The organism is Klebsiella sp. C283, assembly GCF_048822555.1.
In the GTDB taxonomy this organism is placed as follows: domain Bacteria; phylum Pseudomonadota; class Gammaproteobacteria; order Enterobacterales; family Enterobacteriaceae; genus Klebsiella; species Klebsiella quasipneumoniae.
The window spans coordinates 145,355-171,186 of sequence record NZ_JBMEZS010000004.1 but is presented as its reverse complement, the minus strand read 5'-3'; the positions used below and the strand labels follow the sequence as shown (position 1 = coordinate 171,186).

General features: G+C 62.3%; 23 protein-coding genes. 6 read left to right on the top strand and 17 right to left on the bottom strand.

The features are described 5' to 3' along the window. Positions 1-12 precede the first annotated feature (12 nt). The 14 genes from nifM to nifH all read right to left on the bottom strand — a co-directional run bounded on the left by nifM (position 13) and on the right by nifH (position 13,608). On the bottom strand, positions 13-813 hold the full coding sequence (gene nifM / locus ACOI7Z_RS09120) for a nitrogen fixation protein NifM (RefSeq protein WP_087848927.1): 801 nt from the start codon (positions 811-813) through the stop codon (positions 13-15). Further along, positions 813-1,256, bottom strand: coding sequence for a nitrogen fixation protein NifZ (locus ACOI7Z_RS09115; protein WP_023290347.1), 444 nt, complete (start codon positions 1,254-1,256; stop codon positions 813-815). The genes nifM and ACOI7Z_RS09115 overlap by 1 nt, the downstream gene beginning before the upstream one ends. Then, entirely contained in the window at positions 1,253-1,510 is a 258-nt protein-coding gene (locus tag ACOI7Z_RS09110) for a nitrogenase-stabilizing/protective protein NifW (RefSeq protein ID WP_023290346.1), read from the bottom strand. Before ACOI7Z_RS09110 ends, ACOI7Z_RS09115 begins: the two co-directional genes overlap by 4 nt. Before the next feature lie 2 nt (positions 1,511-1,512). Further along, entirely contained in the window at positions 1,513-2,655 is a 1,143-nt protein-coding gene (gene nifV, locus ACOI7Z_RS09105; RefSeq protein WP_023290345.1) for a homocitrate synthase, read from the bottom strand. A 15-nt stretch (positions 2,656-2,670) separates the two neighbouring features. Beyond that, positions 2,671-3,873, bottom strand: coding sequence for a cysteine desulfurase NifS (nifS, locus tag ACOI7Z_RS09100; protein WP_044524059.1), 1,203 nt, complete (start codon positions 3,871-3,873; stop codon positions 2,671-2,673). Positions 3,874-3,888: 15 nt separating this feature from the next. Beyond that, positions 3,889-4,728: a Fe-S cluster assembly protein NifU gene (gene nifU / locus ACOI7Z_RS09095; RefSeq protein ID WP_087848926.1), complete on the bottom strand. Its 840-nt coding sequence runs from the start codon at positions 4,726-4,728 to the stop codon at positions 3,889-3,891. 194 nt (positions 4,729-4,922) lie between these two features. Then, the gene (locus tag ACOI7Z_RS09090) at positions 4,923-5,393 is read right to left on the bottom strand and encodes a NifB/NifX family molybdenum-iron cluster-binding protein (RefSeq protein ID WP_087848925.1); all 471 of its coding nucleotides are present in this window, start codon (positions 5,391-5,393) and stop codon (positions 4,923-4,925) included. Then, complete coding sequence (nifN, locus tag ACOI7Z_RS09085) at positions 5,380-6,765, bottom strand: nitrogenase iron-molybdenum cofactor biosynthesis protein NifN (protein ID WP_087848924.1); 1,386 nt, start codon at positions 6,763-6,765, stop codon at positions 5,380-5,382. Before nifN ends, ACOI7Z_RS09090 begins: the two co-directional genes overlap by 14 nt. Positions 6,766-6,774: 9 nt before the next feature. Beyond that, the gene (gene nifE, locus ACOI7Z_RS09080) at positions 6,775-8,148 is read right to left on the bottom strand and encodes a nitrogenase iron-molybdenum cofactor biosynthesis protein NifE (RefSeq protein WP_087848923.1); all 1,374 of its coding nucleotides are present in this window, start codon (positions 8,146-8,148) and stop codon (positions 6,775-6,777) included. A gap of 564 nt (positions 8,149-8,712) precedes the next feature. After that, on the bottom strand, positions 8,713-9,375 hold the full coding sequence (locus ACOI7Z_RS09075; protein WP_087848922.1) for a NifB/NifX family molybdenum-iron cluster-binding protein: 663 nt from the start codon (positions 9,373-9,375) through the stop codon (positions 8,713-8,715). Between the two features lie 10 nt (positions 9,376-9,385). After that, complete coding sequence (gene nifT / locus ACOI7Z_RS09070; protein WP_004203557.1) at positions 9,386-9,604, bottom strand: putative nitrogen fixation protein NifT; 219 nt, start codon at positions 9,602-9,604, stop codon at positions 9,386-9,388. A gap of 39 nt (positions 9,605-9,643) precedes the next feature. Beyond that, positions 9,644-11,206: a nitrogenase molybdenum-iron protein subunit beta gene (gene nifK, locus ACOI7Z_RS09065; RefSeq protein ID WP_087848921.1), complete on the bottom strand. Its 1,563-nt coding sequence runs from the start codon at positions 11,204-11,206 to the stop codon at positions 9,644-9,646. A gap of 55 nt (positions 11,207-11,261) precedes the next feature. After that, the gene (gene nifD, locus ACOI7Z_RS09060) at positions 11,262-12,710 is read right to left on the bottom strand and encodes a nitrogenase molybdenum-iron protein alpha chain (RefSeq protein WP_032456353.1); all 1,449 of its coding nucleotides are present in this window, start codon (positions 12,708-12,710) and stop codon (positions 11,262-11,264) included. Positions 12,711-12,726: 16 nt separating this feature from the next. Next, the gene (gene nifH / locus ACOI7Z_RS09055) at positions 12,727-13,608 is read right to left on the bottom strand and encodes a nitrogenase iron protein (protein ID WP_004203553.1); all 882 of its coding nucleotides are present in this window, start codon (positions 13,606-13,608) and stop codon (positions 12,727-12,729) included. Positions 13,609-14,011: 403 nt separating this feature from the next. Here nifH and nifJ point away from each other — a divergent pair, with 403 nt between their 5' ends. Further along, complete coding sequence (gene nifJ, locus ACOI7Z_RS09050; protein WP_087848920.1) at positions 14,012-17,524, top strand: pyruvate:ferredoxin (flavodoxin) oxidoreductase; 3,513 nt, start codon at positions 14,012-14,014, stop codon at positions 17,522-17,524. 19 nt (positions 17,525-17,543) lie between these two features. On the opposite strand, the gene ACOI7Z_RS09045 is transcribed toward nifJ, so the two are convergent. Continuing rightward, the gene (locus ACOI7Z_RS09045) at positions 17,544-17,852 is read right to left on the bottom strand and encodes an ArsR/SmtB family transcription factor (RefSeq protein ID WP_023290335.1); all 309 of its coding nucleotides are present in this window, start codon (positions 17,850-17,852) and stop codon (positions 17,544-17,546) included. Between the two features lie 240 nt (positions 17,853-18,092). Between ACOI7Z_RS09045 and fusA the strand changes: the two genes are divergently transcribed. Then, positions 18,093-20,195, top strand: coding sequence for an elongation factor G (gene fusA / locus ACOI7Z_RS09040; RefSeq protein ID WP_032453436.1), 2,103 nt, complete (start codon positions 18,093-18,095; stop codon positions 20,193-20,195). A gap of 220 nt (positions 20,196-20,415) precedes the next feature. Here fusA and ACOI7Z_RS09035 read toward each other — a convergent pair whose 3' ends face one another. Next, entirely contained in the window at positions 20,416-20,544 is a 129-nt protein-coding gene (locus ACOI7Z_RS09035; RefSeq protein ID WP_021313317.1) for a hypothetical protein, read from the bottom strand. Next, complete coding sequence (gene sbcB / locus ACOI7Z_RS09030) at positions 20,545-21,969, bottom strand: exodeoxyribonuclease I (protein ID WP_087848919.1); 1,425 nt, start codon at positions 21,967-21,969, stop codon at positions 20,545-20,547. Between the two features lie 180 nt (positions 21,970-22,149). Here sbcB and dacD point away from each other — a divergent pair, with 180 nt between their 5' ends. The 4 genes from dacD to ACOI7Z_RS09010 all read left to right on the top strand — a co-directional run bounded on the left by dacD (position 22,150) and on the right by ACOI7Z_RS09010 (position 25,620). Next, complete coding sequence (dacD, locus tag ACOI7Z_RS09025) at positions 22,150-23,313, top strand: serine-type D-Ala-D-Ala carboxypeptidase DacD (RefSeq protein WP_023290332.1); 1,164 nt, start codon at positions 22,150-22,152, stop codon at positions 23,311-23,313. 185 nt (positions 23,314-23,498) lie between these two features. Beyond that, the gene (sbmC, locus tag ACOI7Z_RS09020) at positions 23,499-23,972 is read left to right on the top strand and encodes a DNA gyrase inhibitor SbmC (protein ID WP_086076222.1); all 474 of its coding nucleotides are present in this window, start codon (positions 23,499-23,501) and stop codon (positions 23,970-23,972) included. A gap of 98 nt (positions 23,973-24,070) precedes the next feature. Beyond that, on the top strand, positions 24,071-25,129 hold the full coding sequence (locus tag ACOI7Z_RS09015; RefSeq protein ID WP_004203544.1) for an FUSC family protein: 1,059 nt from the start codon (positions 24,071-24,073) through the stop codon (positions 25,127-25,129). Between the two features lie 167 nt (positions 25,130-25,296). Further along, positions 25,297-25,620 carry a DUF496 family protein gene (locus ACOI7Z_RS09010; protein ID WP_002911883.1) on the top strand — a complete coding sequence of 108 codons (324 nt, stop codon included), beginning with the start codon at positions 25,297-25,299 and terminating at the stop codon, positions 25,618-25,620. Positions 25,621-25,832 lie beyond the last annotated feature (212 nt).

Here is a 25,832-nt window from a genome sequence, read left to right as displayed (position 1 = left end):
GTGGCCTGTCGGCTACCCGCACAGCCCCGGCTGGCGCGCTAGCATCTCAGCCAGCCACTGGCGCTGGTGGCGGCGCTGGCTCTGTTGAATAAGGTAATCGCGGGCGCTTTTCAGCGCCTGTTCAGGCGTCATCGGCGCGGCGGGGCGGATGGCTTCGCACCATACCAGGTGCCAGCCCAGCTCGCTGGCCACCGGCGCGCTCAGCGCATTTTCCGTCAGCGCAAACAGGGCCTCCTCCAGCTGCGGATAGAGCAACCCCCGCCCGATCCACCCCAGTCGCCCGCCGTCCAGCGCGCTCGGGCAGTGGGAGTGTCGCTGGGCCAGCGGCGCAAACGCCTCGCGGGAGGCCGCGATTTGCCCATGAAGCGCCTGGATGCGCGAGTAAACCGCCTGCTCATCGCCATCGACGGTGAGCAGCAGATGGCGGGTCAACCGCTGTTCCGGGCGCATAAACTGCGCCTGATGCCGCAGATACCAGGCCTGCACCGCGGCGGGATCCGGCTGCGGCGCCTGGCTGGCAATCCCGGCGAAGGCGGTTTCCAGCCGGGCATGATGCAGGACGATCGCCGCCCGCTCCGGCGGCGTAAATCCGCCCTCATCCAGCCAGAGGCGCAGCGAAGCGGCGAGGCCTTCCCGTAGCGCGGCGGGGATCGCCTCCGCCGCGACCTCGGCGACCAGCGCCTGCTCCACGCGGGCCTGACGCTGCCAGGCCGCCTCGAAGGCCTCCCGGTCCGCCGCGGCGATGGCCGCCGGGTCGCAGTTCCAGCGGCTCTGCGCCAGCCGCCGCCGGCCAAATCGTTGCCATGGCTGCATTATTCTTCCTCCTCTGCCAGGGCCAGCGCGGTCACCGGAACCTGGAACCAGCGGCCGCCGAAGTCGACGATATAGCCGTCCCCGCGCTCGCCCCGATCGGTGGCCTCAATACGCCCCTGCTGACCGACGTTGACCACCACTTCGCCCTGCAACGTCAGCGCCGTCTGGCAGGTGACGTTATCGCCATACTGCAGATTCCCCGCCAGCCAGGGACGATCGCCGGCAATCAGCTCCTGTTCGCGGCAGCCGACGATCCGGTCGCTCTCCGGGAAGTGGACCTGGTAGATGACCTGGTCCTGTAAGAATACCCCCCAGTCGCGGACATAGCCGATGCTGCCCCGGCGCACCAGCAGGGCGCCGGACGGCAGGCCCGCATAGGTGCCATCGTTACGGATGGCGCGCACGACGCGGACCGCTTCGCTAAAGGTAAATGTGGGTCTCATGGCGTGTTCTCCTCGAACTGCTGCTGATAACTCTCCGCCAGCAGCCGGCGCGCCAGCAGCCAGTGCGCGCGCGGGTTCTCCTCCAGCTGGTTGAGCAGGGGCACTTCCGCCCGCAGCTTGCGGTGAAAGGCGGCCAGCACCGGCAGGCTGCAATGGGCCAGACGCTCGGGCTGGTAGGGAACGGCGAAAAACTGAAAGAAGGCGTCGGCGGAGCGCAGGTCGTCTACGCCGGGGATCTGATAAAACCACTCCATGCTTACCCCCTGGCCTGCAGCGTTTCGGCGCCGCAGAGCGCGTGATAGATTGCCGCCAGCTCATCATCCCGCGGGCTGCGTTTGCCGGTTTCCGCAAAGTGGCGGAGCGCCGGCAGCAGCTGGTCAATTTGCGCTGACGTCAGGTGATAGCCCATCCGGTCGAAGACGCCGTTAACCGCCTGGCGACCGGAGTGTTTGCCCAGCACCAGCCGATAGCCGCGGCCCAGCAGGGCGGGGTCGATCGCCTGATAGCTCTCGCTGTCGCGCAGCAGCGCCGCGACGTGCACGCCGGACTCATGGGTAAAAACCAGCTCGCCCACCAGCGGCTGCTGGGGATCGACAGGGCGGCGGGTGGCGAGGGCCACCTGTTCGCACAGCGCCGGCAGGGCGGTGAAACGCACCCCGGTCTCGACGCCCAGGCAGCGCTCCAGCCCGAGCGCCACCGTTTCCAGCGCCGCGTTACCCGCCCGTTCGCCCAGGCCCAGCACGGTGGTGTTCACGCTGGTGGCCCCGGCGCGTACCGCCGCGAGGGTGTTGGCGGTGGCCAGCCCGAGATCGTTATGGGCATGCATCTCGAGTTCGCCGGGCCAGACGTTACGCAGGGCGGCGATCTGCGCCGCGGTGGTAAACGGGTCGAGGATACCGACGGTGTCGGCATAGCGCAGACGGGCAGCCCCCGCCTCGCCGGCCTGCCGGGCAATATCCCTTAGCGTCGCGTCGCTGGCCCGCGAGGCGTCCTCACAGCCAATGCAGACCTTCAGGCCAAGGGTATGGGCGAGGTGGATCAGACCCGTCAGCCGCTCCAGCAGCAGCGGTAAGCTCTCGCGCAGTTTGTACTGCCGCAGCTTGTCGGAGGCGGGGATGGAGATATCCACCCAGTCCATGCCCAGCTCGGCGCTCAGGCGAATTTCGCCGGCCTGCATCCGGCACCAGGTCATCAGCGTGGCGCCCGGGAGCTGACGGCGCACCAGCCGGATACGGGCGCACTCCTCCTCGCCCATCGCCGGGGTGCCGACCTCCAGCGCCTCGATCCCCGCCGCGTACAGCGCCTCGGCGATGGCGATTTTTTCACTGGCCTGGAAGGCCACGCCGGGACTCTGTTCGCCATCGCGCAGGGTGGTGTCATTGATCAGTACGCGTCCCATTGTCGTCTCTCCGTCTTAACCGAAGACCGGCGCGAAGGCGCCATCCTGCAGGAGCGGCTGGCCGTTTCGCCAGTAGGGCGACAGGGCGCGCAGCCGGTCGATAACAGGAGGCAGGGCGGCGATGACGTAGTCGATCTCTTTTTCCCGGGTGTAGCGCGAGAGGGAGAAGCGAACGGTGCCGTGGGCCGCGGTGTAAGGGATATTCATCGCCCGCATGACGTGCGACGGCTCCAGCGAGCCGGAGGTGCAGGCGCTGCCGCTGGAGGCGGCGATCCCGGCCTGATTCATCAGCAGCAGGATCGCCTCGCCTTCAATGCACTCGAAGGCCAGATTAAGCGTGCCGGGCACCCGCGGCTGGCTGCCGCCCATCACCGTTACCGCCGGAATGGCGCTCAGGAGATGATGTTCAAGGCGATCGCGCAGCTGGCTAATCTGCGCCATGCCCGGGAGGTGGACCTGCGCCAGCTCGCTGGCGGCGCCCATGCCGACAATGCCGCTGATATTTTCCGTACCGGCCCGCCGGCCATGCGCCTGGTGGCCGCCGCGCAGCAGCGGGCGAAAACGCGTTCCCCGCCGCAACCAGAGGCAGCCCACCCCTTTGGGGCCGTGGAATTTATGCGCCGAGCAGGAGAGCATATCGATCCGCGTCTGGCTGAGCGCCATCGGGATTTTGCCCACCACCTGCACGGCGTCGCAGTGAAACAGCGCGCCCTGCTCATGGGCCAGCTCCGCCAGCTCGGGCACCGGGAACATGACGCCGGTTTCGTTATTGGCCCACATGATGCTGACCAGCGCCACGCGTGGGCTAAGCGCCGCCCGAAACTGCGCCATATCCAGAGCGCCCTGCCGATCCACGGCGATACGGTGGATCAGGTATCCCTGGCGCTCCAGCTGTTCGCACACCGCCAGGGTGGCGGGATGTTCGACCGCGCTGGTGATGATCTCGCGCCGCTCCGGCATCAGGGCCACCGCTGAGGCGATGGCGGTGGTCGTGGCCTCGGTGGCGCAGGAGGTAAAAATGATCTCGCTGGGGTAGTCGGCCCCGAGCAGAGCGGCCACCTGCTGGTGCGCCCGTTCAAGGGCGGCCTGCGCCGGCAGACCAAAATCGTGAATCGACGAGGGATTGCCGTAAAAGTCGGTCAAAAAGGGCATCATCGCGTCGAGAACCATCGGGTCGAGACGGGTGGTGGCGTTGTTATCGAGATAAACAGGTTTCATTGTGTCCCCCTGGGGTTAGTTAACCGCGGCCGGGGCCGCCACCACGTCCATGTAGCTTCCGGTGCGCTCCATCAGCTTTTGCTGCAGCCAGGCGAGGGTCATGTCGGTCATCATGCAGCCGCTGCAGCTGCCGGAGAGGCTGACGGTGATCTGGCGCGGGGTGACGCTCACCAGCGTCATGTCGCCGCCGTCGGCCTGAATGTGCGGGCGCAGCTCGTTGATGGTATCGACCACGCTTTGCCACTGCGCATCGTGGGCCGTCTCCGCCGGCAGGGGGGCGGGCGGCTGTTGGGCGAGGATCGCCGCCAGCGCCAGCTCAATTTTTTCATGGCAGGTGGTACAGCCCCCGCCGGCCTTGGTGTAGTTGATCACCTCCTCGAGGGTGGTCAGGCCGTTGTTCACCACGGCCCGGCGAATATGTCCTTCGTCGACGCCGAAGCATTTACAGATCAGCTTGCCCTCCTCATGCTCCTCCTCAAGGCTTTCGCCGCGAAAATGGGCGATAGCCGCACGCAGCGCCTCCTGGCCCATCACCGAGCAGTGCATTTTCTCCGGCGGCAGGCCGTCGAGGTAGTCGGCGATCTGCTGGTTGGTGATCTGCCCGGCTTCGGTCAGGGTGTGGCCGATAATCAGCTCCGTCAGCGCGGAAGAGGAGGCGATGGCGCTGCCGCAGCCGAAGGTCTGGAAGCCGGCCTCCTCGATGATCTCGGTGTGCGGATCAACCCGCAGCATCAGGCGCAGCGCATCGCCGCAGCTTAATGAACCCACATCGCCCACCGCGTTGGCGTTGTCGACCACGCGCGCGTTGCGGGGATGAAAAAAATGGTCTTTCACTTTCTCGGAGTAGTTCCACATGCTGTCAGCTCCAGGGATGATGACGAAAACGCCGGGGCGCGGTGCACCGCAGACTGGCGGTGGTACTGTTCCCCAAGCAATTGCGGTACCAACGCATAAAAACCTTATTTGTTAATGACCTGGCGGGTTAACCGCCCCCGACAGAGCCGACACTGTTGTGGCGTTTTGTGGGCTTTGTCACATAAACGACAGGCTCAGGGCTGCGGGTCGGGCTCCTCCCGCCACGTCTGCTCTTCCAGCAGGCGGTTAAAGCGCTGCGGATCGCGTTGCCGCGCGCTGCGGCGCTGCGCTTTTTCATACCAGGAGAGCTGGATCTCCTGCAGTAAGCCGAGGATGGTGGTGTGATCGGGAACCCGTTCGGCGCGGACGCCCACCTGCAGCAGCTGGCGAAAAACCGCCTCGCCAATCGCCACGCAGAACAGGGTGACGCAATCCTCCAGGGCGTGGATGCGCTCGGCAATTTTCTCGGTCTGATGGCCGCTGACGACCGGGAACTCCACCACCCGCAGCAGGGTGACCCGATCCGCCTTGACGCCGTAGACCACCAGCCGCGGCGTGGCGCCAAAATGCTGATCGACATGGCGGTAATCGGAGCTGGCGAAGGCGACTTTCATCGACCACTCGTCGGCGTGGACCATCTCAAACTGACGGTTAATGGGCTGCATAATCGTCTCCTGAAGCTTGCTGGGGGTCGGCGCCCTGGCGAAGCGGCGATCGGTAGAGTGCGGTGTGGTGATGGCGGTCGCGCAGCAGATTGGCCAGCTCAAACAGCGTGTCGCGCATGCCGGCGTACCCCTGGCGGACCCGGCGAAATTCGCCGAGCCGATCGAAAAGGGGAAAGCCGACGCGGATCAGCGGCAGGGCAAACTGCTCCGCCAGATCGCGGGCGTGAGAGTTAGCCACCAGCAGATCGGCGGGTTGCTGGCTCAGCAGCTGCTGGAGATCCTCCAGATCCCCCGGCACCACCCGCTCGACCGGCAGCTGGCGCAGGCTGGGGTGGCTGGTGGGGGCGACCAGCGGGCCGGGCTGTATCCCCTGGCTGCGGGCGAAATCACACCAGGCCGCCAGCAGGTCGCCCTCCGCGGCCATCGCCATGCGCTGGCCCTGCAGCCACATATGGCAGTCGATCATCGCATCCTGCAGCTGGCCGCGCTGGCGCTCAATCCAGGCCGGTACGCGGCGCCCGGACAGCTTCGCCAGTTGATGAATAAAGGTATCGCAGTGGTCGAGGGTCATCAGGTGCGGCAGGGCGATCACCTCTCCGCGGCTGCGCTGGCTCAGGAGCGATGCCGCCCGCTGCAGTGACACGCCGATGGCGAAGCTGCCCAGGCTCTGGCCCATCTGCGCAATCTGGCGCAGCGAGGCGCCGCCCTGGGTCAGGGGCGTAAAATCCCCCTGACCCAGGTGGCCATCCATCGACAGCGAGAGGTCCGGCAGGACCACCGGCTGCAGGCCAAAGGCCTCCACGCAGCGGCTCAGCCATTCGATATCCCCTGGCGAACAGAGGTGGCTGACCAGCAGGTTGACCCGCCGGGGCCGCTGCCCCGGACGCGGCGTCGGCGCCACCCACTGCTCGATGATGCTCTCGATCACCGCGCTGTAGCCGTTTTCCATGGAGCCAAAAAAATCCGGGGTGTTGACGGTGAGGATCGCCACGCCGTTATGGCGGGGATGCGCCTCGCGAAACTGGCGTACCACCCGGGCGATATCGCTGCCCTGCGCCTCCGCCAGACCGGTGCTGAGCAGCACAATGGCCTGCGGACTGTGGCGCTGGCAGAGGGTGTCGAGCGCGGTGAATATATTGCCGTCGGCGCCCATGATCGTGGCGGTCGGATCCATGGCCGTCGACTGCAGGGGCACCGGGTCATGAAAATGCTGAATAAAGAAAACTTTGGCGAAGGCGCTGCAGCCCTGGGCGCCGTGGACCAGCGGGATGGCCTGGGCCAGCCCAAGGCTGGCGAGGATCGCCCCGAGCGGTTGCCCGGTTTTAATCGGGCTCACCGCCAGCGGTTTTTCGCTACGGATAAGGTCTGCCATGGTGTTCTCCTAGCGCCACGGGGCGCGGGCATGCGTTTGCGGCCAGACGGGGCTGGCGAGGGTCAGACAGAGCTGGCGGGCGAGGGTGATGATGCCCTGGTAGCCAGCGTAGGCGTGCTCCCGCTCCTGATTGATATCGAGGAACGGCAGCCGGGCTTTCCAGGCGGTGTACATATTGCGTCCGCCGGCGATCATCAGATCCGCCTGATAGCGGTACACCACGTCGAGCAGGGTGCGGGCGTTGCCCTCCTCAAGCATCACCGCCTCGTCGCCCATCAGCTCCCGGATCCGCTGTTTGTCCTCCTCGGTGGATTTCCGCGTGCCGGTGGCCACCACGGTCATGCCGAGATCCTGCAGGGCCGAGACCACCGACCAGGATTTCACGCCGCCGGTGTAGAGCAGCACTTTGCGCCCGCGGAGCTGCTCGCGCCACGGCGCTAGCGCCTGCTCCGCTGCCTGCTCTTCACGGGCGATCAGCGCCTCGGTGCGGCGGCACAGGTCGTCATCCCCCAGCAGCGCCGCCAGCTGGCGCAAGGCGTCGGAGGTGGCGCGGATCCCGTAGAAGCTGCCTTCAAACCACGGCGTGCCGTAGCGTAGCTCCAGCCCCCGGGCGACGTTGATCAGCGCTCGCGAGCACACCAGCATATTGGCCTGCGCCCGGTGCAGGGTCTGGATCTCGGCAAAGCGGCCGTCGCCGGAGAGGCTGCCGAGGACGCGGATCCCCAGTTCGTCGAGCAGCGGCTGGACCTGCCAGAACTCGCCGGCGATATTGAATTCGCCAATCAGGCCGATATCGTGGCGCTGGGCCGGGGCAAAGGGCGTGTTGTCCGGCCAAGGGGCGGGTTCGCGCTGGCCAATCACCTGCCTGAGCATTACGTCGCCCGCCATCCGGTTGCCAAGATTTTTGCTGCCGTAGAAGCCGGCGGCGTCAATGGCGATGACCGGGACGCCGGTGGCGGTCTGCGCGGCCTGGCACACCGCCTCAATGTCATCGCCTTCCATCGCCGGTACGCAGGTGTTGTAGATAAAGACCGCCGCCGGGCGATAGCGGTCGACGATGTGACGCACGGCATGGAACAGGCGGCGTTCGCCGCGGCCCATAATCACATCCTGTTCGTTGAGATCGGTGGTAAAGCCGAGCCGGTTGAGGGCCGGGCCGGCGCTGACGCTGCCGCGGTTATCCCACGAGCTTCCCGCGCAGCCGATAGGGCCGTGCACCAGGTGCGCGACGTCGGCGATGGGCAGGAGCGTTATCTGCGCGCCGTCGAAGGCGCAGCCGCCGGCGGTGGCGCCGGGCTTAGGGGCGCTGCAGCCGGATTTTTGCTTCTGGTTGTGCTCGCAGGCGGGTTCGTCCAGCAGCGCCAGAATTTCCTTTCCCTTCATAGTGACCTCGTTGACGGTGGGAGACCGGGGAGGTGATGCAATTCGCGCTCCAGGGAGAGGGGGGTTGATTTTTAAGGAAAAAGGGTTGTGGGCTTTGCGACAAAGGCAACAATCAGACAGGGGGGAGGCGTGGATTATCCCCTGATGACTGGATTTACCGCGACAGTATTGCCGCATATTGGCGAATGACTCGCCGCGAGGGGGTTGGGGCGCGTAAAGAAAATTGGCGAGAACGCAGGCGCACATCAAGGGCTGGCCGCCAGGACGGCGGCCAGAGGGCGGTCGAGACAGGGATGTCGAGTCCGCCCGTCCCGCCAGATGAAGCCGGAGTGGAGCGTACCGCGCAGCGGCAATTTTCAGCGCAATGCCGGGGGTCATGGGGGGCGAGCGAAACGCCCCCCATGCCGTTCACCTGTTGAGAAGTTTATTTATGACTAAGGAGTGAATGTGAACGGAACCTTCTGTTAAACAGAATTTTTTTGCCTTCGTGCGGCAGTGGTTTGCGATAATCTGGCCAGAAAAAAAGGCCCGCGGGGTCGGCGGGCAACAAGCACAACACAACGATTAAAAAACACGTTCCTCCAGAGGGTTATCCCGGTTGAGGCGCTTCGCCAGCCACGGCGGCAAACGGCCGGCCAGCAGCGTATTGATCGCCTCGCACTGGGCCTGGATCGTCGTGCCCGGCGGCGCTTTCATCGGATGGATCTGATGGCGGATCAACCTCGCGGCGGCAGGCCCGCCGATCTCCTGGCAAAACAGCAAATGGCAATCCTCCAGCAGCCTGGCGCGCATCTCGCTGGCGTCAGACGTCGCCGAAGGGGAGGCATAGCGGCGCAGATCCGCCAGCCAGCCGCCCTGGTCATCGAAGGCATAGATAAAAAACAGCCGGTTCTGGCCAAAATGACCATTGATGACCAGGCCATCCTGCGAACAGAAGGCGACCCGCAGCTGCGGCGTCCGCTGGGGTGACCGGGCGATGCGCAAATGGCCGGGCAGCGCCCCCTGCAGGCAGGCGATGACACGCGCCCAGCGGGCCGGGGACATCACCGCCGTCGCCGAAGGAAAGCTGGCGGCCAGCTGAGGCTGCGTCAGGGTGGTTAACCGTTCCGGGGTCAAGGTTTCGCCGCACTCCTGCGCCAGCCAGTCGACGACTTGCACCGGCTGCAGCTCCGGCAGCGTCTGGAACAGCGCCAGCAGACGCCAGAAAAGGGTATCGTTATCGGACATTTCCAGCTCCTTATAGCAGCGTGCTGCGGGTGGCGCGCAGGCTTATCGGAAAGACCGGCCGCCCCGGCTGCGGATTGACGTAGTAGCGACGTCCCCCTTCAAGGGCGATCGCGCCTCCCCAGCGGTCCGTCTCGTCATGTTCGACCTGAAGCACCCGGGCCTCCAGATCCTGTTTGGCGATATAGGCATATAGCGCCTCGCCGCGCTCACGGAAAATCACGATGGGCATACTCCCTCCTGGCCCCGCCTGCGGCGGGGCGCCTGATGGTTAACGAACGAGGTCGAAGCTGTAATCGGTTTTGCCCAGCTGGCTGGTGTCGTGGTCCAGTTTTTCCAGCACGGCGTTCACCAGCGTCGTGACGATGTTCATCGCGCCTTCATAGCCCCAGGTGGTCTGGCGGTGCAGATGATGGCGGTCGAACAGCGGAAAGCCGAGACGGATCAGCGGCACTTCGAAGGCTTTGCCCTTCGCCAGGGTATCGCGCTGGATAAACTTGCCGTAGGAGTTACCGATCATAAAGTCCGGCTGACGGGTGAACATCAGCGACCGGAAGTGCCACAGGTCACAGTTGATGAACACTTCGCTGTCCTGGCCGTAGGGCGAGGCGTCGAGCATTTTCTTCATCGCCTTTTGCCAGCGTTTATTGGCGTTATGGCTGAGGATCACCGTCGGCTCGCAGCCCAGCTCCAGCAGGAAGCGCGTCAGGCCCATCACGAAATCCGGATCGCCGTAGAGGCCGAATTTTTTGCCGTGCAGCCAGGTGTGGGAGTCCAGCATCATGTCCACCAGCCGGCCGCGCTCAAGGGTCAGGGCGTCGGCGATCGGTTTGCCGGTCAGCTGACTGACGGTCATCAGCAGCGCGTCGGTAGCGGCCAGACCCAACGGAACGGCCACCTCCGTGGCGGGCTGATTCCACAGCTCCTGAACCACCTTTTTGCTTTTCACCAGCTGCCACGGCTGCAGCAGCAGGGTGTCAATGGCGTCCGGCGCGGTTTTGATCTCCTGCTGGCTGGTGCCGCCGGCGTACATCCGGTAATGGCCGTCGGCGGGGGTGTCGAGCACCTCTGATGGGTCGGAGAGCAGGCTGCAGGGGACATCCATCTGCGCCATCATCCGCTTCAGCACGCGGAAGTTGCCGAGATAGGTCTCAAATCCGGTCACCAGATTGAGCTTTTGCTGTTTGCCCGGCTGCCCGGCGTAGTCAGCGGTAAAGGTCTTCGCGAACCCTTCGAACATATTGTCCCAGCCGGTGACATGGCTGCCGATAAAGCTGGGGGTATGGGCGTAAGGAATGGCGATGCTGTCGTCAACAAATCCCTCTTTTTTGGCGTTGGCGATAAACGCCTGCAGATCGTCGCCGATCACCTCGGCCATGCAGGTGGTGGAGACGGCGATAATCTCGGGTTTATACAGCGCGCTGGCATTCTGCAGGCCCAGATTCATGTTGTTGTTGCCGCCGAACACCGCCGCGTCCTCGGTCATGGAGTCGGAGACGCAGGCGACCGGCTCTTTAAAATGGCGGTTAAAGTAGGTGCGAAAATAGGCGACGCAGCCCTGGGAGCCGTGCACGTAGGGCAGGGTGCCGGCGAACCCCAGCGCGCAGAGTACGGCGCCGAGCGGCTGGCAGGCTTTGGCCGGGTCGACGGTCAGCGCCTCGCGCTGGAAGTTCAGCGCTTCATACTCGGCGGTGGTGGTCCAGGCAAAAACCTCCTGCACACGCTGCGCGTCGTGCGCCTCTTCAAGGCTCTTTTTGTTCTGGAACAGGGTCTGGTATTCATCCTGTTCAAACAGCGGATAACAGCTGTGAATTTTATCGATCGTTTGGCTCATGGTGTTCTCCTCCCGCGCCACAAATCGGTGGACTGACGGGACAGTGAAGGGGCAATCACGCAGACTTCAGCCACGGGGCAGTCAGTTCGTTCCACGCCGGATTGTTCAGGGTCATATCCATATCGCGAGCAAAGATGGCGAAGCCGTCATAGCCGTGATAGGGGCCGGAATAGTCCCAGGAGTGCATCTGGCGGAACGGCACCCCCATTTTCTGGAAGATATATTTCTCTTTGATCCCGGAGCCGATGAGGTCGGGCTTCAGCGCTTTGACGAAGGCCTCCAGCTCATAGCTGCTGGCATCGTCAAACAGCAGAGTGCCCTCTTTCAGGTCCGGCAGGGTGCGGTCGTAATCATCGTTATGGGCAAACTCGTAGCCGGCGGCGATGATCTCCATCCCGAGATCCTCATAGGCGCCGATGACGTGGCGCGGCCGCAGCCCCCCCATGTACAGCAGCACTTTGCGCCCCTCCAGCCGCGGGCGATATTTGGCGATGATGGCCGCCATCTGCCCCTCATATTTGGCGATCACCGCTTCCGCATTGGCGCGAATGGTGTCATCAAATTGATCGGCGATCTTGCGCAGCGATTCGGCGATTTTGGTCGGGCCGAAGAAGTTATATTCCATCCACGGGATCTGATGTTTCTCCTCCATATGGCGGGCGATATAGTTCATCGAACGGTAGCAGTGGACGAGGTTTAGCTTAACGAACGGGGTGTTCTCCATCTCCACCAGGGTGCCGTCGCCGGACCACTGCGCCACTACGCGCAGCCCCATCTCTTCCAGCAGAATGCGCGAGGCCCAGGCGTCGCCGCCGATGTTGTAATCGCCAATGATGGCGACATCATACGGGGTGCTGGCAAACGGCTGCCCTTCGCGGTTGTTCAGCACCCAGTCGCGCACCACGTCGTTGGCGATATGGTGGCCCAGCGACTGCGAGACGCCGCGAAAGCCTTCGCAGCGCACCGGGATCACCGGTTTATCCAGCGCCTTGCTGCTGGCGTTGGCCACGGCGCTGATGTCATCGCCGATCAGGCCCACCGGACACTCCGACTGGATAGTGATCCCTTTGGTCAGCGGGAACAGCAGCTCCATCTCTTCAATCAGTTTGCTCAGCTTTTTATCGCCGCCGAAGACAATATCGCGCTCCTGAAAATCTGAGGTGAAGTTCAGGGTGCCGAAGCTGTCGACGCCGCTGACGCCGGTATAGTAGTTGCGCCGTCCGGCGCGCGAGTACTGGCCGCAGCCGATGGGGCCGTGCGAGATATGGGCCATGTCTTTAATCGGCCCAAACACCACCCCTTTCGAGCCGGCGTAGGCGCAGCCGCGCACGGTCATCACCCCGGGCTGCGATTTACGGTTCGAGATAATGCACTTGCCGACGCTCTCCATCTGCGGATCGCTGATCATCATGTGCTTTCTGCGCTCTTTGCGCGCGGTTTCGGGAAACACCTCCAGGACTTCCTGGATGAGCGCAAGGTTACGTTCGCCTGTTGCGTTGGTCATGTTGAGGATCCTGTGCTCAGGCCGCGTTTTCTTCAGCGGCGGTTTTACCAATGATGCTGGTGTCTTCTTCTTCCATGATGCCGAACTCCATCAGCAGCGACTCCAGCTCGTCCATGGTGCAGGGGGTCGGCACCACTTTTTTGGTGTTATTGACGATCTTCTGCGCCAGCTGACGATATTCGTTGGCCTGCTGACAGGTCGGGTCGTACTCGATCACCGTCATCCGGCGGATCTCTGCGCGCTGCACAATATTGTCGCGGGGAACAAAGTGGATCATCTGGGTGCCGAGCTTCTCCGCCAGGGCGATGATCAGCTCGTCTTCGCGGTCGGTTTTGCGCGAGTTACAGATCAGGCCGCCGAGGCGTACCTTGCCGGATTTGGCATACTTCACGATCCCTTTGGAGATATTGTTGGCGGCATACATCGCCATCATCTCCCCGGAGCAGACGATGTAGATCTCCTGGGCTTTGTTTTCGCGGATCGGCATGGCGAAGCCGCCGCAGACCACGTCGCCGAGGACGTCATAGAAGACGAAATCCAGATCTTCTTCATAGGCGCCTTCTTCTTCGAGGAAGTTGATGGCGGTGATCACCCCGCGTCCGGCGCAGCCAACGCCTGGCTCCGGGCCGCCGGATTCGGCGCAACGTACATCGCCATAGCCGATTTGCAGTACGTCTTCGAGCTCCAGATCCTCGACCGAGCCCACTTCCGCCGCCATCTCCATAATGGTGTTCTGGGCTTTCGCGTGGAGGATCAGACGGGTGGAGTCCGCCTTCGGATCGCAGCCGACGATCATCACTTTCTTACCCATCTCGGCGAGGGCCGCGACGAGATTCTGGGTGGTGGTGGATTTACCGATACCGCCTTTACCGTAGATAGCGCATTGACGCATGGTCATGGTGACTTCTCCTGTTGTTGAGTGTTTGCCAGCAGAGAAGTGCAGGGAACATACCAGCTGTGATTTTTTATGCAGTATTTTGATAAATAAGTATTTTCTGTAAACCGGCCACGCCGGGGGCCTGCGCAAACGGCACAATAACGCCACCAAATGTGCGAAACAGAACAATTTCCCGCCACCGGCCCGGCGCGGCGCTTTGTCGCCTGTTCAACAGCTTGTCGCGCCCTGTGTCTTATTCCCTGCAATTCCGCCGGACGGACCTGCGCCTTTCTTCCCTTAACCTGTTGAATTAATAAGCGACAGGCGGCAATCCGCGAGCTGGCACAGGCTGTGCTTGAAGAGGAAACAGGGTTTGCCGCGGGCTGTCGCGGTAAAGAGAACGCTCACCTTCGAGGATTGAACGATGTCCGGAAACATGAAAACAATGGATGGCAACGCGGCGGCGGCCTGGATCTCCTACGCCTTTACCGACGTGGCGGCCATCTATCCCATTACCCCCTCCACCCCGATGGCGGAGAATGTCGATGAATGGGCCGCTAAGGGGAAAAAGAACCTCTTTGGTCGGCCGGTGCGCCTGATGGAGATGCAGTCTGAAGCCGGCGCCGCCGGGGCGGTGCATGGCGCGCTGCAGGCGGGGGCGCTCACCACCACCTACACCGCGTCGCAGGGGCTGCTGCTGATGATCCCCAATTTGTACAAAATTGCCGGGGAGCTGCTGCCGGGCGTCTTTCACGTTAGCGCCCGGGCGCTGGCGACCAATTCGCTGAATATTTTTGGCGACCATCAGGATGTGATGGCGGTGCGCCAGACCGGCTGCGCCATGCTGGTGGAGAATAACGTTCAGCAGGTGATGGACCTGTCGGCGGTGGCGCATCTGGCGGCGATCGCCGGGCGGATACCCTTTATCAACTTCTTCGACGGCTTTCGCACTTCGCACGAAATACAGAAGATCGAGGTGCTGGAGTATGAGCAACTGGCGGCGCTGCTGGACCGCCCGGCGCTGGAGCGCTTTCGTCGTCAGGCGCTGCATCCGGATCACCCGGTGATCCGCGGCACCGCGCAAAACCCGGATATCTACTTCCAGGAGCGGGAGGCCGGTAACCGCTTCTACCTCGCGCTGCCCGATCTGGTGGAAAGCTATATGGCGAAGATCACCGCGCTCACCGGGCGGGAATATCACCTGTTTAATTACCACGGCGCGCCGGACGCCGAGCGGGTGATTATCGCCATGGGCTCAGTGTGCGACACCGTCCAGGAGGTGGTGGATGCGCTGAATGCGGCGGGGGAGAAGGTGGGGCTGCTCAGCGTTCATCTCTATCGGCCGTTCTCGCTGGCGCACTTCTTCGCGCAATTGCCCGCCAGCGTGCAGCGCATTGCCGTCCTTGACCGCACCAAAGAGCCGGGGGCGCAGGCGGAACCGCTGTGCCTCGACGTCAAAAACGCTTTCTATCAACGCGACGATGCGCCGCTGATTGTCGGCGGCCGCTACGCCCTCGGCGGTAAGGATGTGCTGCCCAACGATATCGCCGCGGTGTTTGACAATCTTCGGCAGCCGCTGCCGAAGGACGGCTTTACCCTGGGTATTGTCGATGACGTCACCTTTACCTCGCTGCCCGCCCGGCAGGTGCCGCTGGCGGTCTCCCACGCCGGGATCACCGCCTGCAAATTCTGGGGCATGGGCTCGGATGGCACCGTCGGGGCGAACAAAAGCGCCATTAAGATCATCGGCGATAACACGCCGCTCTATGCTCAGGCCTACTTTTCCTACGACTCGAAAAAGTCCGGGGGGATCACCGTCTCGCACCTGCGCTTTGGCGACCGGCCAATCACCTCGCCCTACCTGATCCACCGGGCCGATTTTATCGCCTGCTCTCAGCAATCCTATGTCGACCGCTACGACCTGCTGGAGGGGCTGAAGCCGGGAGGCACCTTTTTGCTCAACTGCAGCTGGTCCGAGGCGGAGCTGGAGCAGCACCTGCCGGTCAGCGTCCGGCGCTATCTGGCGCAGGAAAAGATCGACTTTTATACCCTCAACGCCGTGGACATCGCCCGCGAGCTGGGCCTCGGCGGGCGCTTTAACATGCTGATGCAGGCGGCGTTCTTTAAGCTGACGGCGATTATCGATCCGCAAACCGCGGCGGACTATCTCAAACAGGCGGTGGAGAAAAGCTATGGCAGCAAAGGGGCGAGCGTCATTGAGATGAACCAGCGGGCGATCGAGCTGGGGATGGCGGCGCTGCGTCGGGTGACGGTTCCCGCCCACTGGGCGACCCTCGAGGCGCCGGCACCGCAGGCGACAACCCTGATGCCGGACTTCATCCGCGATATTCTGCAGCCCATGAACCGCCAGCGTGGCGACCTGCTGCCGGTGAGCGCCTTCGCCGGGATGGAAGACGGCACCTTTCCCTCCGGCACCACCGCCTGGGAGAAGCGCGGCATTGCCCTGGAGGTGCCGGTCTGGCAGCCCGACGGCTGCACCCAGTGTAACCAGTGCGCCTTCGTCTGCCCGCATGCGGCGATCCGCCCGGCGTTGCTGAACGCTGAAGAACAGGATACGGCGCCCGCCGGGCTGCTGAGCAAACCGGCCCAGGGGGCCAAAGACTACCACTATCATCTGGCTATCTCGCCGCTGGACTGCTCCGGCTGCGGCAACTGCGTGGAGAGCTGCCCGTCGCGCGGCAAGGCGCTGCAGATGGCCTCCCTCGACAGCCAGCGCGCGATGGCCCCGGTCTGGGACTACGCGCTGGGGCTGGCGCCAAAAGATAACCCGTTTCGCAAAACGACGGTCAAAGGCAGCCAGTTCGAAACGCCGCTGCTGGAGTTTTCCGGCGCCTGCGCGGGCTGTGGCGAAACGCCCTATGCCCGGCTGATCACCCAGCTGTTTGGCGACCGGATGCTGATCGCCAACGCCACCGGCTGCTCTTCGATCTGGGGCGCCAGCGCGCCTTCAATGCCCTATACCACCAACCACCGCGGCCACGGGCCGGCCTGGGCAAACTCGCTGTTTGAGGACAACGCCGAGTTCGGGCTGGGCATGATGCTCGGCGGCCAGGCGATCCGCCAACAGATCGCCGGGGAGATGACCCGCGCCCTGACGCTGCCGGTCAGCGACGCGCTTCACGCCGCGATGCGGCAATGGCTGGCGCAGCAGGACGAGGGGGAGGGGACCCGCGAGCGTGCGGACCGCCTCAGTGCGTTGCTGGCGGCGGAAAAAGAGGGGGTTCCGCTGCTGGAGCAGCTCTGGCAGAACCGTGACTATTTCGTCCGGCGTTCGCAGTGGATCTTCGGCGGCGACGGCTGGGCCTACGATATCGGCTTCGGCGGTCTCGATCATGTGCTGGCCAGCGGGGAAGACGTCAATATTCTGGTGTTCGATACCGAGGTCTACTCCAACACCGGCGGCCAGTCGTCCAAATCGACCCCGGTGGCGGCGATCGCCAAGTTTGCCGCCCAGGGGAAACGCACGCGGAAAAAAGATCTCGGCATGATGGCGATGAGCTACGGTAATGTTTACGTTGCGCAGATCGCCATGGGCGCTGATAAAGATCAGACCCTGCGGGCCATCGCCGAGGCTGAAGCCTGGCCGGGACCGTCGCTGGTGATCGCCTACGCCGCCTGTATCAACCACGGCCTGAAAGCCGGGATGCGCTGCAGTCAGCGCGAGGCGAAGCGGGCGGTGGAGGCGGGATACTGGCACCTGTGGCGCTACCATCCACAGCGCGAAGCCGAGGGCAAAACGCCGTTTATACTGGACTCCGAAGAGCCGGAAGAGAGCTTCCGCGACTTTCTGCTTGGCGAGGTGCGCTATGCCGCGCTGCACAAAACCACCCCGGATCTGGCGGACGCGCTGTTCCGGCAAACGGAGGAGGATGCCCGGGCCCGTTTCAGGCAGTACCAGCGGCTGGCGGGGGAGTAGCAGGCAGCAGGTTAGCGATTCACGACTGCTGCATCACGTTCAGCAGCGTATCCAGCAGGCCGGGAAAACGGGCGTCCAGATCTTCCCGGCGCAGCGAAATCATATTCTCCCGTCCCTGAGGCCGCTGCCAGATCACACCGCTGTCGCGCAGGACGCGCCAGTGGTGGGTCATGGTGGACTTGGCCACCTCTTCCTGACGCAGAGCGTTACAGCTCTGCTCGCTGCCGTCGGCCAGCGTGCGGATGATCTCCAGTCGCAGCGGGTTGCCGAGCGCGGAAAGGACATTTTCCAGGCGAATTTGTTCTCGTTCAGGGTGATTGGCGATCATAATAATCCTGTGTCGGCGGTGGCGCGGCGCATGGCGGTCGCAGCCCGTATCGGCGGCTGGCGGCTACTATACCCAAACTCCTGTTCGCATGCCACGCGCGCCGCCGCAACCTGACCAATCATAATAATAGTAAAAATAGTTCGAATATACTCGTACAATTGTACTATCATAAGCGGCAGTGAAATGAACTGCGGATCATTCCGACCGCAGACTGACAGTCAAAACGACTAAGGACGCATCATGCCCCGACCCATCCCCCTCGAACGTTATCGCAACATCGGTATCTCCGCGCATATCGATGCCGGTAAAACCACCACCACCGAGCGCATCCTGTTTTACACCGGGATGAGCCATAAGCTGGGTGAAGTACACGATGGCGCGGCAACCACCGACTGGATGGCCCAGGAGCAAGAGCGCGGGATCACCATTACCTCGGCGGCGGTGAGCTGCTTCTGGCCGGGTATGGACCGCAGCTTCGAGCCGCACCGGATCAATATCATCGACACCCCGGGGCACGTGGATTTCACCATTGAGGTGGAACGTTCCATGCGCGTGCTCGACGGCGCGGTGATGGTGTATGACTCCGTCGGCGGGGTGCAGCCCCAGTCGGAGACCGTCTGGCGCCAGGCGAATAAATACCATGTCCCGCGGCTGGCCTTCGTCAACAAGATGGACCGCCCCGGCGCGGACTTCTTCCGCGTGGTGCAGATGATGATCGACCGCCTGAAGGCCAACCCGGTGCCGATTGTCATCCCCATTGGCGCCGAAGAGCATTTCACCGGCGTCGTCGACCTGGTGAAAATGCGCGCCATCCTGTGGGATGACGCCACCCAGGGCATGACCTTCAGCTACGGGCCGGTCCCTGACGATCTGCTGGCGACAGCCCGCGAGTGGCGGGAGAAAATGGTCTCGGCAGCGGCGGAGGCCAGCGATGCGCTGATGGATAAATACCTCGAAACCGGCGAGCTGGACGAGGCGGAGATTGTCGCCGGTCTGCGCCAGCGCACGGTGAAGGGTGAAATCCAGGCGGTGCTCTGCGGTAGCGCCTTTAAAAACAAAGGTGTGCAGCGCATGCTCGACGCGGTGGTGGAGCTGATGCCGTCGCCGCTGGATATTCCGGCGATACAGGGCGTGGATGAGAAAGGCCAGCCGGCGGAACGCCATCCGAGCGACGATGAGCCGCTGTCGGCGCTGGCGTTCAAACTGATGACCGACCCCTACGTCGGCCAGTTGACCTTTATCCGCGTCTACTCCGGGACGCTGAAGAAAGGCGATGCGGTATGGAACCCGGTGAAGGGCAAGAAAGAGCGCATCGGGCGTATCGTCCTGATGCAGGCCAACGATCGCCACGAAGTGGACGAACTGCACGCCGGGGATATCGCGGCCTGCGTTGGGCTGAAGGATGTCACTACCGGCGATACGTTATGCGACCCGGATGCGGTGATTACCCTTGAGCGGATGGAGTTTCCGGAGCCGGTGATTTCGCTGGCGATTGAGCCGAAGACCAAAGCGGACCAGGAGAAAATGGGCATCGCGCTGCAGCGGCTGGCGGCGGAAGATCCGTCGTTCCGTCTGCATACCGATGAAGAGTCCGGCCAGACGATTATCTCCGGCATGGGCGAGCTGCATCTGGAGATCATTGTCGACCGGATGAAGCGCGAGTTTAACGTCGAGGCCAACATTGGTCGTCCGCAGGTCACCTACCGCGAAACCCTGCGCAAGAAAGTGACGGACGTGGAGGGCAAATTTGTGCGCCAGTCCGGCGGTAAAGGACAGTACGGGCACGTCGTGCTGACCCTTGAGCCGCTGGAGCCGGGCAGCGGTTTCGTCTTCGAGGACGCCACCAAAGGCGGGGTCGTGCCGCGCGAGTACATCCCTTCCGTGGAGAAAGGGCTGCGCGAAGCGATGGGCACCGGCGTGCTGGCGGGCTATCCGGTGGTTGACGTGAAAGCGACCCTGACCTTCGGATCGTACCACGATGTGGACTCCTCGGAGATGGCGTTCCGCATGGCGGCGATCTTCGGCTTCCGGGAAGGGGCGCGCAAAGCGGACCCGGTGATCCTTGAGCCGGTGATGCACGTGGAGGTGGAAACGCCGGAAGAGTACGCCGGGAATATCATGGGCGATCTCTCTTCCCGTCGCGGGATGGTGCAGGGGATGGAAGAGCGCTTCGGCAGCCAGATCATCCGCGCCGATGTGCCGCTGGCGGAGATGTTTGGTTATTCCACCACGCTGCGCTCGATGTCTCAGGGACGGGCAACCTACAGCATGGAGTTCCACCATTACGCGGAAGCGCCGCGCAACGTAGCGGATGAAATCATCGCCAGCCGCGCGAAAAGTTAAGCCAGTCATCCCGGGTAGCGGCTTCGCCTTACCCGGGCTACTCTGGTACCAGCGCCCAGGCCCGGTAAGGCGAAGCCGCCCCGGGCAAAAAGGTAAGCACGAACCGGGGATGCAATGCCCGGCGGCGCTGCGCTTGCGCGGGCCTACGGTCAGGTGTCCTCCCCGGTCATCGTTTGTAGCCCGGGTAAGGCGTTAGCCGCAACCCGGGAATTTCAGCCAATCAGACAATATCCTGCGCGTACTGCCACAGCGCCTTCAGCTGCGCCAGCTTCTCTTTATCATCCGCATACTGCTGATACAGTTTGTAGCCCGGGTAAGGCGTTAGCCGCAACCCGGGAATTTCAGCCAATCAGACAATATCCTGTGCGTACTGCCACAGCGCCTTCAGCTGCGCCAGCTTCTCTTTATCATCCGCATACTGCTGATACAGCATCTGCAGTTCATCGGCATAGGCCTGCAAAAACTCAGGCGTAAATACCTGACGACGGTGCTCTAACCAGCGCTGCTGCTCGGCTTCATCGAGCGTGCCGGGGAAGTTGCGCGCCCGATAGTTAAACAGCAGGCGTTCGATACGCTTGTCGGCGAAGGTGATATCCAGCGCCGGCAGATTGCGCGGTTCCGTTTCCAGCACGATTTTCATCGCCGCGCGGTCGGCATCGCTAAAGAACCCATTGTAAAGCTGGGCGTCGACGTTTTCGGACGGCACGAACGGCTCGGCTTCGGCATACACCGCCACCACTTTCTCCCGCACCTGCGGATTCGCCCGCAGCAGCTGGGCATTCTCCAGACAGCGCTGAATGGAGATCCCCAGCCGGTCGGCATCCTGTGGGCGCAGGGTATTGGCCTGGGCCAGCACCGGACATTTGTTCAAATGCACCAGCTTGATCGGCGCCGCCGGCAGATCGCCAAGCTCGGCGCGCGGGGTGTAAAGCCGCTCGCGTAGGGCGTCCGCATCCAGCTCCAGCAGCGGCGCCATATCCCCCGCCAGATCGACCATAATCACCGCATTGCGGTTTTCCGGATGCCAGGCCAGGGGCGCCACCAGGCTGGTGTTGCCGCGCGCGGCGCCGAACATGCCGGAGACATGCACCAGCGGCTTCATCTGCGGTACGTCGACGAGCGTCGCCAGCTTGCGCTTATTGCGGTGGCTGTAGAGATAGTCAAACAGCCGCGGCTGCCGGGTTTTCACCAGCTTCGCCATGGCGATGGTGGCGTACACGTCGGCCATCGCGTCATGGGCGTTCTGGTGTTCAATACCGTTGGCGACGGTCAGATGTTCAAGGCGGAAGCTCGGCAGACCCTCGTCATTTTCCGGCCAGGCGATCCCTTCCGGACGCAGGGCATAGCAGGCGCGCATCACGTCGAGCAGATCCCAGCGCGAGTTATCGTGCTGCCAGCTCCAGGCATAAGGGTCATAGAAGTTGCGATAGAAGATATTCCGCGTCACTTCGTCATCAAAGCGCACGTTGTTATAGCCGACGATGCAGGTTTGCGGCACCGTGAACAGATCGTGGATGCGGCGGGCAAACGCGGCCTCGTTATCCCCTTTGGCCAGCGCTTCCTGCGGGGTGATCCCGGTGATCATTACCGCCTGCGGCTGCGGCAGGTAATCGTCAGCGGGCTTGCAGTAAAACACCTCGGGCTCGCCCAGCACGTTCAGCTCCGCGTCGGTGCGGATGGCGGCGAACTGCGCCGGCCGGTCAAGGGAAGGGCTGGTGCCGAAGGTTTCATAATCGTGGAATAAAAATCCGGGCTGGTTGACGCTGTCTTGCATAGTCTGTTCATTATCCGTGGTGGCGTGCGACCGGTATGGTAAACGATTTGCCCGGTCATCAGAAGGGTAACGGCAAGCAACATCCTCCGCCGTGTCATATTTTCTTGCAATTAAACCCTGATATGAAACGCGAAGTTCCGTAAAAAGGACGGCGGATCTGTAAATCTAGAGGATATGCCGTTGAAAGGCCGTTTGTTTATTGCTGTATCTTTGCTCGCTTCGAGCGTTTCCTGCGCATTTGCCGTCGACTTACCTGCTACGGTCGCGCCGCCTTCCATTCAGGCTGGCTCCTGGGTGCTGATGGATTACACCACCGGTCAGGTACTGACCGCGGGTAACGAACATCAGCAGCGCAATCCTGCCAGCCTGACCAAATTAATGACCGGCTACGTGGTCGATCGCGCCATCGACAGCCATCGTATCACCTTTGACGATATCGTCACCGTGGGGAAAGACGCCTGGGCGAAGGGCAACCCGGTGTTCGACGGGTCATCCCTGATGTTCTTAAAGCCAGGGGATCGCGTCAGCGTCCGCGACCTCAGCCGCGGGCTGATTGTCGACTCCGGCAACGACGCCTGCGTCGCGCTGGCCGACTATGTCGCCGGCGGTCAGCCGCAGTTTGTCGCCCTGATGAATCAGTATGTCGAAAAACTGCATCTGCAGGATACCCATTTCGAAACCGTCCACGGCCTCGATGCCCCGGGCCAGCACAGTTCGGCCTATGACCTGGCGGTGCTGTCGCGGGCGATTATCCATGGCGAGCCTGACGTCTACCACATGTACAGCCAGAAAAGCCTGACGTGGAACGGCATTACCCAGCAAAACCGTAACGGTCTGCTGTGGGATAAAACCCTGAACGTCGATGGCCTGAAAACCGGCCACACGTCGGGCGCCGGGTTTAACCTGATCGCCTCGGCGGTGGATGGCCAGCGTCGGTTGATCGCCGTGGTGATGGGGGCCGACAGCCCGAAAGGCCGCGAGCAGCAGGCCGCGAAACTGCTGCACTGGGGGCAGCAAAACTTCGACACCGTGCAGGTGCTGCAGAAGGGGCAGAAGGTCGGCAGCGAGCGCATCTGGTACGGCGATAAAGAGCAGATTAAGCTCGGCACCGATCAGGATTTCTGGTTAGCGCTGCCGAAGGCGGAAGTGTCGCGCATTAAAGCGAAATATGTGCTGGATAAGAAGGACCTTGAGGCGCCGATCGCCGCCAACCAGCGGGTCGGCGAGATTTCGCTGTATGACGGCGACAAGGTCGTGGGCCACTATCCGTTGGTCACCCTCGAAAGCATTAATAAAGGCGGGGTGTTCTCGCGAATGAGCGATTACCTGCACCACGAGCTGTAACCACGCCAACCGCCTCTTTGCAGGCGGTTTTTTTTCGCCTGCCGCCCGGCAGACGCGGGGACAACATCGCCGTTTTTTTCATCAGCCGCAATGGCGACTCTGTGAATTCGCGCACATACTGAGGAGGGATCTCCTGTTAAATTAACTGTATATTCATACAGTCATTTATCTCCAAAGGAGGCAAGATGAACTACAGCGTCACCCCCCTCGGCAAGAAAACCATTGCCGGTTTCCATCTGGTCGGGCCCTGGGATCAAACCGTCAGGCAGGGGTTTGAGCAACTGATGATGTGGGTTGAAGGCCAGCAGGTGCCCGCCCGCGAGTGGCTTGCCGTCTACTACGATAACCCGGAGGACGTGCCGGCGGAAAAACTGCGCTGCGCCACCGTGGTCGCGGTTGACGAGGATTACGTCATTCCCGCCAACAGCGAAGGGGTGATCATAACGGCGATTGCCGGCGGGGATTACGCCTGCGCCCGCGCGCGGGTGGTGGATCACGACTTCGCCACCCCGTGGAGGCAGTTTTTCGACAGCCTGCTGCAGAGCACGGCGTATCGCATCGCCCCTCAGCCCTGCTTTGAGGTCTATCTTAACGACGGCAACCACGACGGCTACTGGGAAATCGACATGTATGTTCCCGTCGCCCGCGTCGCGTCGTAGCGATTTACCCCTGTTCCGGACAAGGATTTTTACATTCCCGGCACGCTCCGGGCGAAAAAGCAGTTACAATTGGCCTTTTCGTTTTGCCGGAGAGGGTTGTGCGCGCTGATAAATCACTCAAGCCATTTGAGATCCGCTTGTATCGCCATTATCGGGTGGTGCATGGTGTGCGGATTGCGCTGGCCTTTGTGCTCACCTTTTTGCTGGTGCGGCTGCTGAACGTGCCTGAAGGGACCTGGCCTCTCATCACCCTGGTGGTGGTAATGGGGCCGATCTCCTTCTGGGGCAACGTCGTGCCGCGGGCGTTTCAGCGCATCGGCGGCACGATCCTCGGCTCGGCGCTGGGGCTGGTGGCGCTGAAGCTTGAGCTTATCTCCCTGCCGCTGATGGTCCTCTGGTGCGCGGCGGCGATGTTCCTCTGCGGCTGGCTGGCGCTGGGCAAGAAACCCTATCAGGCGCTGCTGATCGGCATCACCCTGTCGGTGGTGGTCGGGGCGCCGCCGGGCGATATGCATACCGCGCTGTGGCGAAGCGGCGACGTGATCTTCGGCTCGCTGCTGGCGATGCTGTTTACCGGTATCTGGCCACAGCGGGCGTTTATCCACTGGCGCATCCAGATGGCCAGCTATGTCACCAACTTCAACCGCCTCTACCAGGCCGGCTTCTCGCCAAATCTGGTGGATCGGCCGCGGCTGGAAAAGCATCTCCAACAGGCGCTCAACGACGTCGTCAAAATGCGCGGGCTGATCACCCCCGCCAGCAAAGAGACGCACATCCAGAAGGCGATCTTCGAGGCTATCCAGACCGTCAGCCGCAACCTCGTGTGCATGCTGGAGCTGCAGATCAACGCCTGGTGGGCAACCCGTCCGGGCCACTTCGTCATGCTCAATGCGCACACCCTGCGGGAGACGCAGCAGATGACCCAGCAGACGCTGTTGGCCATCGCCCACGCGCTGTACGAAGGGAACCCTCAGCCTGTGCGCGCCAATAATGAAAAGCTGAATGAGATCGTCCTCGAACTGCGCCAGCTGATGAAAGAGCAGGGTGACGATAGCCTGGCGGAAACCCCGATCCATGGCTATGTTTGGCTCTCTATTGAACTGGCGCGCCAGCTGGAGCTGCTGTCGCATCTGATCTGCCGCGCGTTGCGCAAATAAGCACCAGATGCACCGGGTAACTGCATGGGTTGTTTCGATTCAGCAGCGTTTAGGGTTATGATAAACGCAAAGGAAAAAACATTGTCATCAGCGACTGCTAGCAGTTATGTTAGCCCTATAACGCAGTCGCTTTACGAATCCGAATCTCAATTATTAGGGGTGTAAAAATGGAAACAACTAAGCCTTCTTTCCAGGACGTACTGGAGTTTGTTCGTCTGTACCGTCGTAAGAACAAACTGCAGCGTGAAATTCAGGACGTTGAGAAAAAGATCCGTGATAACCAGAAGCGCGTTCTGCTGCTGGACAACCTCAGCGACTACATCAAACCGGGCATGAGCGTGGAAGCCATCCAGGGCATCATCGCCAGCATGAAGAGCGATTACGAAGACCGCGTTGATGACTACATCATCAAGAATGCCGAGCTGTCCAAAGAGCGCCGCGACATCTCTAAAAAACTGAAAGTGATGGGTGAAGCCAAAGTCGAAGGCTAATCCCAGCTGTCCGGCGGCGGTCAGCGTCGCCGGGCTGTTCTGCACTACCACCTCCCGTCTCTTTTTCTGCGAAAACTTTGTGCCGGCAACTGCCTCTTTCCACCGACTCTTTGCTATACTGCCCCGCGAAAACGTATTGATATCGGAAAGGTTTCTCTCATCCTGGCCGGGCATCTGACGCAGCGGCGTCAGGGCGATATCTCAACACCTCT

Excerpts from the sequence above, each read along its gene's own strand:
- nifM (WP_087848927.1), bottom strand. The coding sequence starts at position 813 with ATGCAGCCATGGCAACGATTTGGCCGGCGGCGGCTGGCGCAGAGCCGC.
- ACOI7Z_RS09115 (WP_023290347.1), bottom strand. The coding sequence starts at position 1,256 with ATGAGACCCACATTTACCTTTAGCGAAGCGGTCCGCGTCGTGCGCGCC.
- ACOI7Z_RS09110 (WP_023290346.1), bottom strand. The coding sequence starts at position 1,510 with ATGGAGTGGTTTTATCAGATCCCCGGCGTAGACGACCTGCGCTCCGCC.
- nifV (WP_023290345.1), bottom strand. The coding sequence starts at position 2,655 with ATGGGACGCGTACTGATCAATGACACCACCCTGCGCGATGGCGAACAG.
- nifS (WP_044524059.1), bottom strand. The coding sequence starts at position 3,873 with ATGAAACCTGTTTATCTCGATAACAACGCCACCACCCGTCTCGACCCG.
- nifU (WP_087848926.1), bottom strand. The coding sequence starts at position 4,728 with ATGTGGAACTACTCCGAGAAAGTGAAAGACCATTTTTTTCATCCCCGC.
- ACOI7Z_RS09090 (WP_087848925.1), bottom strand. The coding sequence starts at position 5,393 with ATGCAGCCCATTAACCGTCAGTTTGAGATGGTCCACGCCGACGAGTGG.
- nifN (WP_087848924.1), bottom strand. The coding sequence starts at position 6,765 with ATGGCAGACCTTATCCGTAGCGAAAAACCGCTGGCGGTGAGCCCGATT.
- nifE (WP_087848923.1), bottom strand. The coding sequence starts at position 8,148 with ATGAAGGGAAAGGAAATTCTGGCGCTGCTGGACGAACCCGCCTGCGAG.
- ACOI7Z_RS09075 (WP_087848922.1), bottom strand. The coding sequence starts at position 9,375 with ATGTCCGATAACGATACCCTTTTCTGGCGTCTGCTGGCGCTGTTCCAG.
- nifT (WP_004203557.1), bottom strand. The coding sequence starts at position 9,604 with ATGCCCATCGTGATTTTCCGTGAGCGCGGCGAGGCGCTATATGCCTAT.
- nifK (WP_087848921.1), bottom strand. The coding sequence starts at position 11,206 with ATGAGCCAAACGATCGATAAAATTCACAGCTGTTATCCGCTGTTTGAA.
- nifD (WP_032456353.1), bottom strand. The coding sequence starts at position 12,710 with ATGACCAACGCAACAGGCGAACGTAACCTTGCGCTCATCCAGGAAGTC.
- nifH (WP_004203553.1), bottom strand. The coding sequence starts at position 13,608 with ATGACCATGCGTCAATGCGCTATCTACGGTAAAGGCGGTATCGGTAAA.
- nifJ (WP_087848920.1), top strand. The coding sequence starts at position 14,012 with ATGTCCGGAAACATGAAAACAATGGATGGCAACGCGGCGGCGGCCTGG.
- ACOI7Z_RS09045 (WP_023290335.1), bottom strand. The coding sequence starts at position 17,852 with ATGATCGCCAATCACCCTGAACGAGAACAAATTCGCCTGGAAAATGTC.
- fusA (WP_032453436.1), top strand. The coding sequence starts at position 18,093 with ATGCCCCGACCCATCCCCCTCGAACGTTATCGCAACATCGGTATCTCC.
- sbcB (WP_087848919.1), bottom strand. The coding sequence starts at position 21,969 with ATGCAAGACAGCGTCAACCAGCCCGGATTTTTATTCCACGATTATGAA.
- sbmC (WP_086076222.1), top strand. The coding sequence starts at position 23,499 with ATGAACTACAGCGTCACCCCCCTCGGCAAGAAAACCATTGCCGGTTTC.
- ACOI7Z_RS09010 (WP_002911883.1), top strand. The coding sequence starts at position 25,297 with ATGGAAACAACTAAGCCTTCTTTCCAGGACGTACTGGAGTTTGTTCGT.